The 12,480-nt window shown below is 69.2% G+C and carries 13 protein-coding genes and 1 tRNA gene; 5 read left to right on the top strand and 9 right to left on the bottom strand.

Annotated features, from left to right (window positions below; all coding sequences use genetic code 11):
- Position 1 precedes the first annotated feature (1 nt).
- Together QM774_RS10645 and QM774_RS10640 are read right to left on the bottom strand one after the other, a co-directional pair.
- Complete coding sequence (locus QM774_RS10645) at positions 2 to 868, bottom strand: ABC transporter permease (protein ID WP_414975842.1); 867 nt, start codon at positions 866 to 868, stop codon at positions 2 to 4.
- A 24-nt stretch (positions 869 to 892) separates the two neighbouring features.
- Entirely contained in the window at positions 893 to 1,426 is a 534-nt protein-coding gene (locus tag QM774_RS10640; protein WP_414975841.1) for a bacterial proteasome activator family protein, read from the bottom strand.
- 39 nt (positions 1,427 to 1,465) lie between these two features.
- Here QM774_RS10640 and QM774_RS10635 point away from each other — a divergent pair, with 39 nt between their 5' ends.
- Entirely contained in the window at positions 1,466 to 2,656 is a 1,191-nt protein-coding gene (locus QM774_RS10635; protein ID WP_414975840.1) for an aminotransferase class V-fold PLP-dependent enzyme, read from the top strand.
- Positions 2,657 to 2,715: 59 nt separating this feature from the next.
- Positions 2,716 to 3,195 (top strand): MarR family winged helix-turn-helix transcriptional regulator, encoded by a 480-nt coding sequence (locus tag QM774_RS10630; RefSeq protein WP_414975839.1) that lies wholly within the window; start codon positions 2,716 to 2,718, stop codon positions 3,193 to 3,195.
- A gap of 3 nt (positions 3,196 to 3,198) precedes the next feature.
- On the opposite strand, the gene QM774_RS10625 is transcribed toward QM774_RS10630, so the two are convergent.
- Complete coding sequence (locus tag QM774_RS10625; protein WP_414975838.1) at positions 3,199 to 4,359, bottom strand: NAD(P)/FAD-dependent oxidoreductase; 1,161 nt, start codon at positions 4,357 to 4,359, stop codon at positions 3,199 to 3,201.
- 105 nt (positions 4,360 to 4,464) lie between these two features.
- On the opposite strand from QM774_RS10625, the gene QM774_RS10620 reads away from it, so the two are divergent.
- Positions 4,465 to 4,549: transfer RNA gene (locus QM774_RS10620), tRNA-Ser, on the top strand.
- Positions 4,550 to 4,608: 59 nt separating this feature from the next.
- On the opposite strand, the gene QM774_RS10615 is transcribed toward QM774_RS10620, so the two are convergent.
- Together QM774_RS10615 and QM774_RS10610 are read right to left on the bottom strand one after the other, a co-directional pair.
- Positions 4,609 to 5,334 (bottom strand): aspartate/glutamate racemase family protein, encoded by a 726-nt coding sequence (locus QM774_RS10615; protein WP_414975837.1) that lies wholly within the window; start codon positions 5,332 to 5,334, stop codon positions 4,609 to 4,611.
- Positions 5,335 to 5,388: 54 nt separating this feature from the next.
- Positions 5,389 to 5,601, bottom strand: a complete 213-nt coding sequence (locus QM774_RS10610; RefSeq protein WP_414975836.1) for a hypothetical protein — start codon at positions 5,599 to 5,601, stop codon at positions 5,389 to 5,391.
- A gap of 124 nt (positions 5,602 to 5,725) precedes the next feature.
- Here QM774_RS10610 and QM774_RS10605 point away from each other — a divergent pair, with 124 nt between their 5' ends.
- Positions 5,726 to 6,460: an SDR family NAD(P)-dependent oxidoreductase gene (locus tag QM774_RS10605; protein WP_414975835.1), complete on the top strand. Its 735-nt coding sequence runs from the start codon at positions 5,726 to 5,728 to the stop codon at positions 6,458 to 6,460.
- A gap of 3 nt (positions 6,461 to 6,463) precedes the next feature.
- Here QM774_RS10605 and QM774_RS10600 read toward each other — a convergent pair whose 3' ends face one another.
- Together QM774_RS10600 and QM774_RS10595 are read right to left on the bottom strand one after the other, a co-directional pair.
- Positions 6,464 to 6,823 carry a hypothetical protein gene (locus tag QM774_RS10600; RefSeq protein WP_414975834.1) on the bottom strand — a complete coding sequence of 120 codons (360 nt, stop codon included), beginning with the start codon at positions 6,821 to 6,823 and terminating at the stop codon, positions 6,464 to 6,466.
- A 60-nt stretch (positions 6,824 to 6,883) separates the two neighbouring features.
- Complete coding sequence (locus QM774_RS10595) at positions 6,884 to 7,249, bottom strand: hypothetical protein (RefSeq protein ID WP_414975833.1); 366 nt, start codon at positions 7,247 to 7,249, stop codon at positions 6,884 to 6,886.
- A gap of 101 nt (positions 7,250 to 7,350) precedes the next feature.
- Here QM774_RS10595 and QM774_RS10590 point away from each other — a divergent pair, with 101 nt between their 5' ends.
- The gene (locus QM774_RS10590; protein WP_414975832.1) at positions 7,351 to 8,721 is read left to right on the top strand and encodes a glutamate decarboxylase; all 1,371 of its coding nucleotides are present in this window, start codon (positions 7,351 to 7,353) and stop codon (positions 8,719 to 8,721) included.
- A gap of 10 nt (positions 8,722 to 8,731) precedes the next feature.
- Here the strand turns inward: QM774_RS10590 and QM774_RS10585 are convergent, their stop codons facing one another.
- A complete protein-coding gene (locus QM774_RS10585; RefSeq protein ID WP_414975831.1) occupies positions 8,732 to 9,439 on the bottom strand; it encodes a formyltransferase family protein in 708 nt (235 codons plus the stop codon).
- Entirely contained in the window at positions 9,436 to 12,462 is a 3,027-nt protein-coding gene (locus QM774_RS10580) for a non-ribosomal peptide synthetase (protein ID WP_414975830.1), read from the bottom strand. Before QM774_RS10580 ends, QM774_RS10585 begins: the two co-directional genes overlap by 4 nt.
- Between the last annotated feature and the right edge of the window lie 18 nt (positions 12,463 to 12,480).

The following is a 12,480-nucleotide window of genomic DNA, read 5'->3' as shown; positions in this document are numbered from 1 at the left end:
CCTAGACCCAGTAGGCCACGCGGGCGCGGTAGTTGCGCATGACGACCAGGGCGGCGGCCCAGCCGATCACGGTGCAGCCGATGACGACCAGCCAGTGGTAGAACTCGACGTGCTGGCCGAGCAGCGGACCGCGCGCGATCTCCAGGTAGTGGAACATCGGATTCAGTTCGACGTATTTGAGCCGTGAGGACGCCTGCGTGTTGCCGGTGGCGCCCAGCGTGTGCGCCGACCAGATGATCGGGGTCATGAAGAACACCAGGCGCACCGCGGTGGTCAGCAGCTGTCCGATGTCGCGGAAGCGGGTCGACAGGATGCCGAACACGAGGGTCACCCAGATGGCGTTGAGGATGTACAGCGCCATCGCCGGGAACACCAGCAGTGCCGTCCAGCCGATGGGTTGCGGGAACACCGCCATCAGGATCGCGTAGATCACCACGTTGTGCGCGAAGATGATCAGGCTCCGCCACACCACCCGGTAGGCGTGGATGCTGATCGGCGCGGGCAGCTGTTTGATCAGGCCTTCGTTGGTGGAGTAGACGACCGAGCCGTCGAGGATCGAGGTCTCGATGAAGCCCCAGAAGATGAAGCCGAGCGTCACGTACGGCAGAAAGACCTTCACGTCCTGGTGGAACAGTTCGCCGTACAGGATGCCCATGGCGACGGCGGTGACGCCGGTGGCGATGGTGATCCACAGCGGACCGAGAACCGAACGCTTGTAGCGCTGCTTGATGTCGGTCCAGCCCAGATGCAGCCAGAGTTCACGTTCCTTGAGACCGTCGACGAGGTCCCGGATGCCGCGTTTGAAGGTGCGCGAATCCGACGTCGCCGGTGGCGGCGGAACCGCCCTCTCGCTCACTTCGACTGACACAGCGTTTGAGGATACAGGCGGCGGCTACAGGTACTGGCCGGTGTTGACCGAGTCCGGGCCGGCGGTGTCGCCCAGGCCGGTCGGGAGAACACCCTGGCGCATCTGTTCGAGCTGGGCGCGGGCCGCCATCTGCTGGGCGAACAGTGCGGTCTGGATGCCGTGGAAGAGGCCTTCGAGCCAGCCGACGAGCTGCGCCTGCGCGATCCGCAGTTCCGCATCGGAGGGCACCGTGTCGTCGGAGAACGGAAGGGCGAGCCGGTTGAGTTCGTCGCGCAGTTCCGGCGCCAGACCGTCGGACAGTTCCTTGATGGAGGTGCGGTGGATTTCGGCGAGCCGCTGACGGCTGGCGTCGTCGAGCGGCGCGCTGCGCACCTCGTCGAGGAGTTGCTTGATCATGGTGCCGATCCGCATCACCTTCGCCGGCTGCTCCACCAGGCCGATCGGCATCGGGGGGATCGACTCGTCACCGAGGTCGGTGCCGGCGGCGTCGGACGGGGCGTCGACGACACCCGGTTCGGCCGGCGTCTGCGGCCCGGTCGCGGGGTTCTCTGGGTGCATGACGTCCATTGTGCCCGGATCAGTGACTATCGTGAATCCATGCCGTTCGACGTCGCCTCCGTGCGGGGGTTGTTCCCCACGCTGGGCGACGGATGGATTCATTTCGACGCGCAGGCCGGTCTGCAGATCCCCGATTCGGTCGCCTCGGCGATGAATGCCGGCGTGCATGCGCTGCCGGTCGACCCGGCCGGGCTGTATCCGCAGGCGGCGGCGGTCGCCGACACGCAACGCAACGCGCGGCGCGCGGTGGCCGATCTTCTGGACGCCGATCCGGCCGGTGTGGTGTTCGGCCCGAACCGCAGTTCCCTGGTGACCGCACTGACCGACGCGCTGCCCGCATCCACCTGGGCGGGTGAGGTGCTGGTGTCGCGGCAGGACGACGAGGACGACATCGTGCCGTGGCTGCGGGCCGCGCGAAGGTTCGGCGGCACGGTCCGCTGGGCGGAGGCCGACGTCGACGGGACGCTGCCGACCCGGCAGTATGCGGAGCTCGTCGGCGTCAAGACGAAGGTGATCGCGGTGACGCTGGCGTCGTCGACCACCGGCGCGGTGACCGATGTGGCTCAGATCGCCAACCATGCGCGCGCCGAGAATGCGCTGCTGGTGGTCGATGCGACGTCGGCCGCCCCGTATGTGCGGGTGTCGATGGCCGAGTTGGGTGCGGACGTGGCGCTGGTGAGTCCGGCGCGCTGGGGTGGTCCGCGGATCGCGGCGATGGCGTTCGCCGACCCGTCCCGGATCGAGTCGTTGAGCCGGGTGTCGATGGATCCGCGGTCGGCGGGTCCGGCGCGGCTGGAGGCCGAAGCGGTGTCCGGACATCTGCTGGCCGGTCTCGTCGCCTCGATCGAGCATCTGGCCGGCCTGGATCAGACGGCCACCGGCAAGCGGCGGCAGCGGCTGGCGTCGTCGATGGACGGCGCATTCGAGTATCTGCAGCGTCTGACCTACTACCTCGTGAACTCGTTGACGCAGCTGGGCCGGGTCCAGGTGATCGGGCCGGAGGCGCACCGGGTGCCGGCGGTCAGCTTCGTCGTCGACGGGGTGCCCGCGGAGAAGGTGGTGCGACGTCTGGCCGACAACGGGATCAGCGCGCTGTGCGATCTGCCGAGCCGGGCGCTGGCGCGGACCGGGGCCTCCGAGGCCGGGGGTGCGGTGACCGTGGGACTCGGTCCGTACGCGCTGCCGTACGAGGTGGATCAGCTGGTCCGGGTGGTCGCCTCGTTCGGTTGAGCCGGCGATAGAATCGCGGAGCGACCATTCCGGCGAATCGAGAGGCGGTGTTCCCCCGCATGGCGAGTCCCCAGCCCGGCGACACCCCGTCGGTGGACTGCTATTGGCATCAGTGGCAGGCGCTGATCCGATCGGGCGAAGTGCTGTGGGCCGCGGTCACCCGCCGTGTCGCGAAGGTCACCGATCTCGCCCCCGCCGAGTGGCGTGTCCTGGACATGATCGGCTGCACCGGCAGCATGCGGATCTCCGACGTCGCCGAGCTCACCCAGATCGGGATGAGCACGGTCTCGCGCCAGGTGAACAAGCTGATCGACCAGGGATATCTGCAGGTCTGCGACGAGCAGCCCGAGGACGGCCGGCAGAAGTGGGTGCGTCTGACCGCGGAGGGTCGTGCCGAGCTGACCCCGATCCAGCAGGCCCGTGACGGTGCGGTCCGCGAACTCATGATGGACCAGATGTCGCCCTCGGAGTGGTCGTCCCTCTGCGCCTCGTTCGAGCGTTTCCGGTTGCGGGCCGAACAGGAACTCGCCGAGGACTGAGGCCTATCGGTGCGCGAACGGCCGATGTGGGCCAGCACCGTGTTGACCACCACCACGACCGCCCAGAGGGTGGCCGGCACGTGACCGAGTACCGCGTAGCCCGTGAGGATGCCGGCGCCGAGGACGACGACCATCGTCACGATCGCCAGGCGGGAACGTAAGAGCAGTGCTCTCTATTTCTGTTCTTCCGGACGGCCGCCGGGTCCGGGCACCTTGGCGAAGACACCCCTCCGGGCGGCCTCCTTGCCCGAACCGGCACACCTGGTCCTTCACGGCGGCGGCCTTGCGGCCCCCGATCCAGAGGCGGCGAGGCGTGTCGTCGCGCTTGCTGATCTGGATGACGGCGCTGCGTCGGCCGATCGATACGTTCTGACCGGTGTAGCTCATCGAGAACGGCTTCAACGGCGTGCCGGCCAGGGAGCGCGCGAGATTGTCGGCGGCGTGCGCACCCTGCGGAAGCGCGGTCCGGCAGCTGAGACGCTGGCGGGGCACCGCTGCCGCATCCCCGGCGCCGAAGATCCGTGGATCGGACACGCTCACCAGAAACCGGTCGACGCACAGGCGGCCGTCGCCGTCCACGGCCAGACCGCTCCGCGCGGCCAGGTCGGACACCGTCGACGCGATACCCCACAGAACGAGGTCGGCGTCGCCCGGACCGTCGTAGTCGCCGTCGACGATCGTCACCCCGAGTCGGGCCAGCTCCGCGTGCACCCGAGCACGGGCGGTCGGGTGCAGCGAGGCGCCGATCGGTCCGGAACTCACGAGAGTGACCTCCAGATCGGGCCGAGTCTCGGCGACCTCCGTCGCCGTCTCGATCCCGGTCAGTCCGCCGCCGACCACCGTCACCCGGGCGCCAGCGGACAGCGCGGCGTACACGAGGTGGTCGAAGCCGAGGGTCGAGCCGTCATCGAGGACCAGCTCGCCGTCGGCGATCCGGTCGACGGTCGCGACCTTCAGGGCGACGCCGTCGGCCAGCATGTCGGTGATGGGAGTGTTCGGGTCGCCGGTACCGGCGATCTGCTGGTGCAGCCGTACCCGCTCGACGAAGTCGGGACGGGCGTTCACCACGGTGATCTCCGAGGACGGAACCTTCCGCCGCAGCCGGTTGGCCGCCATGCATCCGGCGTAGCCGCCGCCCACGATCACGATCTTCGGTGCAGTCATCGTCGACCCCTCTCCATCGAGTGGTCACAGTGTGCGCCCATCGGGCCGTCAGGTCACCGGCCGTGTGGGAAATGTCATGGGCGCTGCGCTAGCCTCGTGATCCAGGGAAGCGTGGCTGAGCGGCCTAAAGCACTCGCCTTGAAAGCGAGCGTGGGTAACACCACCGGGGGTTCAAATCCCTCCGCTTCCGCACAGAACAGGGGCGGTCTCCGGAATCCGGAGACCGCCCCTGATCGGTAGGTTCGTCGGCTACTTCGCCGGTTGCGGCGGCAGCGGGAACTCGGTGGCCGCGACGATCGCCATGCCGACGGCGGCGGCCGTCGGATCGACCACCGGGATGCCGATCGCGGCCTGGAGCAGGTCGCGCGCCGGCGACATGCCGCCCTCGCCGAGCACGATCACGTCGGCACCGTCGGAGATCAGCTCCTTGGCGACCTCGACCATGCGGTCGGCCACCACCTTCGGGTCGAGGGCGACGGTCGGATCCATCGAGTTCGCGGCGTCACCGAGATCGATGTTCATGGCGCGCTCACCGGCGATGCGGTTCATGATGCCCAGCGACTCGTAGTACTTGAGGTGACGCTTCACGGCGGCATCGGAAATGGAGATCACGCCGACCTTGTCGCCGAGCGCCAGTGCCGTGTTCATGCCGGACTGGTTGATGCCGAACACCTTGCGGCCGGTCGCCGCCTTGCGCGCCTCGGCGAGCCCGGGGTCCGCGTAGCAGGCGACGATGAACACGTCGGTGTCCGGCTTGGTGCCGATGTACTTGGTCAACGGTGCGGCGACGCTGTCGATGTTCTCCTGCGTCTCCATCAGCTTGGGGCCGCCGGGCAGGGTGACGACCTCGATCTCCGGGGCGTCGGCGAACATCAGCGGCTTGATGGTGAACTCGATCCGGGCGCGGATCGACTCGTTGTCGTCGGCGTTGATGACGGTGATCTTCTTGCGCTTGGCGCTGCTGGGTGTGGTCATGAATCCACAGTAGAGCCGCCCACCGCCGTCTGCCTGGGGTTTCGGCGACTCCGATCAGTGACGGACGACGGTGTCCCCGGCCGGGAAGTCGGTGGAGAAGTCGGCGTCTCCGAAGAACACCCGGACCACCGGGCGGCCGTCGCCGTCGACGTCGTCGACCACCTGGCTGACGGTGCCGGTCCTGTTCTCGGTGAAGCCGTCGTCGGTGACCGGGTAATCGATGGTGTCACCGGCTTTGACGTCGGTGATCTTGATCGTGTTGCTCATGCGGTCATGCTCGCACAGTCAGGCACGTCTTCGGAGTGATCGGCGGACGACATCGGGTGGAACATTCGGTGCCCTGGGACCTTGTGCTCTATTCAACCCCGTGCCCGGGGTCGACGCTGGGGGCATGAACGCAGCAGCAGTAGTCAGTGGTGGGGCACGCGGGATCGGTGCGGCCATCGTCGAAGCACTCGTCGAAGCGGGGGTGCCCACCGTCATCGCCGACGTCCTCGACGAGGACGGACAGCAGCTGGCCGACCGCCTCGGAGACCTCGCCGCCTACCGGCGCCTCGATGTGACCGATCCGGCCGCCTGGACCGCCGTGCTGAAAGACGCTTCCGACATCTTCGGCGCCGTCGGGTACCTCGTCAACGATGCCGGAATCCTCTCCTACGGTTCCGTCGACACCGTCACGGACGCCGAGTTCCGGAAGGTGATGGACGTGAACCTGTTCGGTACCTGGAACGGCATCAAAGCCGCGACCCCCCACCTGCGCGGTGTGCCCGGCGCAGCCATCGTCAACATCTCCTCGACCGCCGGACTGAACGGCAACGCCGGTCTCTGCGCCTACACCACCAGCAAGTGGGCGGTCCGCGGTCTCACCAAGAGTGCCGCCCTCGACCTCGGGCCCGCCGGAATCCGCGTCAACTCGGTGCACCCGGGCCCCATCCGCACCCCCATGGTCGACGGAATCGACGAATCATTGGCCGCGCACTACCCGATCGCACGGTTCGGGCAACCCGAAGAAGTTGCGGCCACCGTGCGGCACGTCCTTCTCGAAGCCACCTATTCGACCGGCGTCGAGTTCATCGTCGATGGCGGGTCCGTCGTCGGCACCACCGCGGCGATTCCGAAAGACTAGATATCAGGACGGCGTCAGCGTGGAACGGCCGATCGTGAACGGGCCGACGGTCACCGGGCCGTCGTAGCCGCCGGACGAGTTCCGGTTGAGTGTGTAGCGCGTACCGAACGACGTGATGTGGCCGCCGGAGGCGGTGTCGGTGATCGGGTAGTGGTGGGCGCCGAACGGGCCGAACAGGGTGAGGGTTCCGTCGTTCACTCCGACGTCGCTGCGGTACGGCAATCCCAGGAATCCGGCGTTCGAGGTGTAGAAGCCGTCGGCCACTTCCGCCGACGCGGACGGTGCCGCGACGATCACGCCGGCGGCGGCCGCCGCCGCGACGATCGTGCCGGTGGTCAGGGTGCGCTGGAAGGTTCGGTGCATCACCCCTCCTTCGTAGCAAGGCCGCAGCGCCCCGGTGAAGGGGTCTGTGGCCGATCTCTCCTATCGGCTCGGCGTCAGCACGACCTCGCCGATGACGATGCCGGCCAGGTAGACGGGCCCGCGGTAGGAACCGTTCCGCTGCCGGTTGAGGACGTAGCGGCGACCCCAACTGGTGTCGTAGTAGCCGCCGGCCTTGGTCGGCACGATCTTCGACTGCTCGCCGCCGAACGGCCCGAGCTCGAAGTAGACGTCGCCGTGGACCACGGCGTAGCGCGGCGTGGTGTGGTAGCCGCCCAGCACCAGGGACGAGCGGTACGTCCCGCCGGCGACCTTGGCGGACGCCTCCGGTGCGATGGCCGCCGCACCGACCGCGGCGGAGGCGGCGACGACTCCGACGGCGATACCGCGAGTGATGGCTGTCCGCATGGCTGACCTCCTGGTTTCGGCAGACCGATCTTACCGCCGAAACGTGACTGGGGTCACATATCGGACATGATGGGGGTGCGACTTCTGCGTAGTGTCGACACATGATCGACGACGAGTGCATCTCCCTGCCCGTGTTCGCCCGCGAAGGCGAAGCCACCAGCCTGCCCCGGCATCGGCTGGCCGACACCATGCTGTCCCCGGACACCGCCTACCAGCTGGTGCACGACACCGCGATGCTCGACGGGAACGCGCGACTCAACCTCGCCACGTTCGTCACCACCTACATGGACGCCGAGGCGAGGCAGCTGTACTCCGAGACGTTCGACAAGAACATGATCGACAAGGACGAGTACCCGGCCACGGCGGCGATCGAAGAGCGGTGCTGGCGGATTCTCGCCGACCTCTGGCACGTGCCGGACGTCGGCGATGCCGTCGGCACCTCGACCATCGGATCGTCCGAGGCGTGCATGCTCGGCGGGCTCGCACTCAAACGGCGGTGGCAGGAGCGGCGCCGGGCGGCCGGCCGGTCCACCGACGCACCCAACATCGTCATGTCGACGGCCGTGCAGGTCTGCTGGGAGAAGTTCGCCAACTACTTCGAGGTGGAGCCGCGCTGGGTGCCGGTCGACCGGGACCACCTGTGGATGGACGGTCACGACCTGGCGGAGTACGTGGACGAGAACACCATCGGCGTCGTCGCCATCATGGGCCAGACCTTCACCGGCGCCTACGAGCCGGTCGAAGAGATCGCGGCGGCGCTCGACGAGATCGAGAAGAAGACCGGGCTGGACGTGAAGATCCACGTCGACGGCGCGTCGGGCGGATTCGTCGCGCCGTTCTGTCAGCCCGAGCTGGCGTGGGACTTCCGGGTGGCGCGCGTCGCCTCCATCAACACCTCGGGCCACAAGTTCGGGCTGGTGTATCCCGGCGTCGGCTGGGTCGTGTGGCGGGACGCGGCCGCCCTGCCGGACAGCATGGTGTTCCACTGCGCCTACCTCGGCGGCGACATGCCGACCCTCGCACTCAACTTCTCACGGCCCGGAGCCCAGGTGCTGTTGCAGTACTACCAGTTCCTGCGGATGGGCCGGGAGGGCTACACCGAGGTGCAGCAGAACTCGTTGAACGTCGCCCAATACCTGTCGTCGAGCATCGCCGCGATGGGGCCGTTCGAGCTCGTCACCACCGGCGACACCATCCCGGTGTTCGCCTGGCGCCTCAAGGACGGCCACGGCGGGAACTGGACCCTCTACGACCTCGAGGACCGGCTCCGGATGAAGGGCTGGCAGGTGCCCGCCTATCCGATGGCCGACGACCTCTCGGACATGACCCTGCAACGCATCGTGGTCCGCAACGGCACCAGCCACGATCTGGCCGTCCGGCTGGTCGCCGACATCACGCACGAGGTCGACTTCCTGCAAGGCCTGGACGGTCCCATGCCGCACGAGAAGCGGTCGCCGTCGTTCCACCACTGACCGGCGACGGTCAGGTGAGGGCGCCGGCCAGCTCCGGATAGTGCGGGGCGAAGACGCCGAAAGCGGTGGCCCGGCCGAAACCGGGTTCGTCGCTGCGCGCCGCCAGCGAGGCCGCGTCGTAGTGACCGTGATAGCCGGACGGAGTGCCGTCGCGTTCGTTCCGCCGTCGCGCCGTGTGGGCGGCCGGCGACGGTTCGGCCATGCCGGCGGCGATGCGGACCGCGTTGCGTTCGAACAGGGTGTGGCAGGCGCGCAGACCGGACATCATCACCTCGGCGAAGCCGTCGGCGTCACCGATCGGGAACTCTTCGACGTCGATCACCCGTCCGGTGTCGATACCGGCGTCCACCTCGTGCAGTGTCGCTCCGTAGCGGGGTGCCCCGTCCAGGATGGCGTCGATGATCGCCGATTCCGGCAGGCCCCGGTAGGCCGGCAGCGGGCCGTTGTGGATGTTGTAGAAGCGGACCGGGGAGTCCAGCAGCGGCCGCCGCAGGATCCAGCGGTTGTTGATGGACCAGCCGATGCCGTCGGTGCATTCGGCGAGGATCTCATCGGCATCCGCGTTCGGATTCTGCGTCACCATCGCGGGGACGCCGAGCGCTTCGAGCGTCGGCAGCGCGGCACCGTCGGGCACGCACACCAGGTCGACGGTCAGTTCGGAACCGATCGCGCTGCGCAGCGCGCGGATGAGCAGCGCCTCGCTGCCGATGAAGATCATCGGAGTGCTCCCCGCGCTGTCGTGGTCACCGCGTCGCACACCCGGCTCAGGGTGAGATCGGCGGCCAGCCCCTCCAGCTGGGCGACGAAGCGGCTCTCGCCAGCCGCACCGACGATCGACTTGGCGACCCGCGACAGCATCTCCAGCGAATCGAGCGAGTCGCCGCCGAGGGCGAAGAAGTCGGTGTCCGGACCGATCGAGCCCGCCGGCACCTTCAACACGTCGGCCCAGACGGCGCGGACCGCCTCGGCCGTGTCGTTCGGCGCGGGGGCGGCGTCGGCCGGTGCGGCAACGATAGGAGCCTCGTCGTCGACGCCCGGCAGCCGCTGCACGTCCAGCTTCCCGTTGGCCGACAGCGGCACCTCGTCGATCAGATGGATCGTGGTGGGCACCATGTACGACGGCACGCGGGCCGCCAGGTGTGCGCGGACGTCGTCGACCGTCAGTTCGGCGCCCTCGGCCGGTACCAGGTAGCCGACCAGAGCCCGGCCACCGGTCCGCGTGGGACGTCCGGCGACCGCCGCGCGGGCCACGCCGTCGTGCTCCTCGATCACCGTGCGGACCTCGTCGGGCTCCACCCGGTTGCCGCGCACCTTCACCTGCTCGTCGGCGCGGCCGACGAAGACCAGTTCGCCGTCGCGCACCGTGCCCAGGTCGCCGGTCCGGTACACCAGTTCGCCGCCCGGCAGGGTGACGAAGCGTTCCGCGGTCAGGTCCGGCCGGCCGAGATAGCCGAGCGCCACCTGCGGCCCGCCGAAGCACAGCTCGCCGGCCTCGCCCTCGGGTACCGGGCGCTGCCGGTCGTCGAGCACGAACACGGGGGTGTTGGGTGACGGGGCGCCGATCGGGACGCCCGCGGCATCGTCGTGCCCGGCGGGGTCGCGGCCCACCATCGACGAGGTGCACACGATGCTCGCCTCGGTGGGGCCGTAGCTGTTGACGATCCAGGTGTCCGGGCCGAAGAAGTCGCGGACCCGTCGGGCCAGCCCGTACGACAGCCGTTCGCCGCCGAGGATCACGGTGCGCGCCGGAACCGGGTCCAGGTCCAGGCGCAGCGCCGTCTCCATCAGACTCGGCGGGAAGAGGTAGGTGTTGGCGTCGGCCAGCATGCCCTGCAGCATCAGGTGCGAGACGTCGTCGGGGATCAGGACCACGGTGCCGCCGGTCATGAGCGGACTGAAGACCGCGGCATAGGCCATGTCGGCACCGGGGGTGTGGTGGTGCGCGAAGCGGGTCTCGGGTCCGAGGCGGTACCACTCGGTGGCCGCGGCGACGTAGTTCACGACCCCCCGATGCGGCACCGGGACGCCCTTCGGCCGTCCGGTGGATCCCGAGGTGTAGGTGATGAACGCCGCCCGGTCACCCGGCACGGTCCGGGCCGTCGACGCCGGTGTCACGGCGTCCGGCAGGTCGTCGATCGGTACGGACGCCACGGTGGTGCCGGCCGGTGCCGTCACCCCGCGGCCGACGAGCAGCAGCTGCGTGCCCGAATCGTCCAGGATCGCGGTCAGCCGGGCGTCGGGGTGCTTGGGGTCGAGGGGGACGATGGTGGCGCCGAGCCGCAGAATCGCCATCTGCGCGGCCACCGACGCCGGCGTCCGCCGGTCCAGGACGCTGACCGCCGAACCGGCGGTCACCCCCCGATCCGACAATGCCGCCGCCAGTGATTCGACCCAGGCGTCGAGCGCCGAATACGAGTACGACCCCTCCGGTCCGTCCACGGCGACGGCCTCCGGGTGACGTGCCGCCATCGCCGAGAACGCCTCGTCGATCGACTCGAAGTCGGCGGGACGTTCGACGACCGGCAGCGCCGGTACCGGCATCGCGTCGACCGAGCCGGCGGCGGGGGAGCCTTCGGAGAGGGCGGCATCGAGGCGGCCGAGCATCGCGTCGACGCGGGCGGTCACCTGCCGGCCGCCGCGCGAGGACACGACGATCTCGGTGTACTCGCCCGAATCGAACAGGGCGACCGTCAGCGGCACCAGACCGGTGTGCACCGGGAACATCAGCACGCGGCGCGCAGTGAACCCGGGCGCGCTCACCTCCTCCGGATCGATCCGGCCGGCGTGCGAGACGATCGCCGACACCAGGTTGCGGTCGGTTCGCCGACCGACCCGGTCGGCGGTCGTCAGCAGTCCCCGGGTCACCGCCTCCGGGAACCGGGTGAGGCCGCCGTTGTCCATCTCAGCCAGTTCTCGTCCGGCCACCATCTTCGACAGGATCTGCGCCTGCACCCGCCGCCACGGCGTGCCGCCGGTGACGTCGACGAACAGCGGCAGCGACAGGTTCGCGGTGGAACGCAGCTCCGGATCGTGGCGGCGGAGATCGACCGGCACCATGAAGCGGGCGGTGCCGTCGATCTGCTCGGCGAGCCGTGCGCAGACGCGCGCCACCGATGCCTGCGGACGTCCGCGCACGCTGCGGCGGCGCCACACGAACTCCGGACCACCGCCGGTCGGGCCCGTCGCGCCGACCGGACCGCGCCGGGTCGGCAACAGGGTGGTCGCGCGGGCGCCGGTGCCGATCCGGCGCACCAGGTCGGCGTCGGCGTCGGTGTCCGGTGCACCCGCCGGCTCCTCGCCGCGGAGCGCGCGGAAGACGTCCGACACCCACATGGTCAGACCCTTGCCGTCCACCACACCGTGGAACGCGCGGAACAGGATCGTCGACCGCTCGCCGTCATCGGCGACCACCACCTCGACGGTGTGCGCACCCCCGCCGAACGGCGACTCCAGCACCTCGTCGTCGACCAGGGTGTCCGGATCGACACCGCGGCCCAGCAGCCGCACCGGCGGCGCGAAACCGGAGTCGACCCACGAGTCGCCGCTGCGGACCAGCCGGATGCCCGGGCACGCCTCGGCCGCCACCGCCACCGCGTCGCGAAGGGCCTCGACGTCCACCCGGTCGTCGCCGATCACCGCCAACTGCATGGCGAACGGCGGCGCGATCGAGCGTCCCGCCAGATAGAGGTGCTCGGTCGCCGAGATCGGCCGATGGAAGGACTCGGAGGGGTGCGTAGTCATCAGGCGCTCCTGTCAGCA

The organism is Gordonia sp. (in: high G+C Gram-positive bacteria) (assembly GCF_047600565.1).
Lineage (GTDB): Bacteria > Actinomycetota > Actinomycetes > Mycobacteriales > Mycobacteriaceae > Gordonia.
The sequence above is the reverse complement of the archived record's forward strand: the minus strand, read 5'-3'. Positions and strand labels throughout refer to the sequence as shown.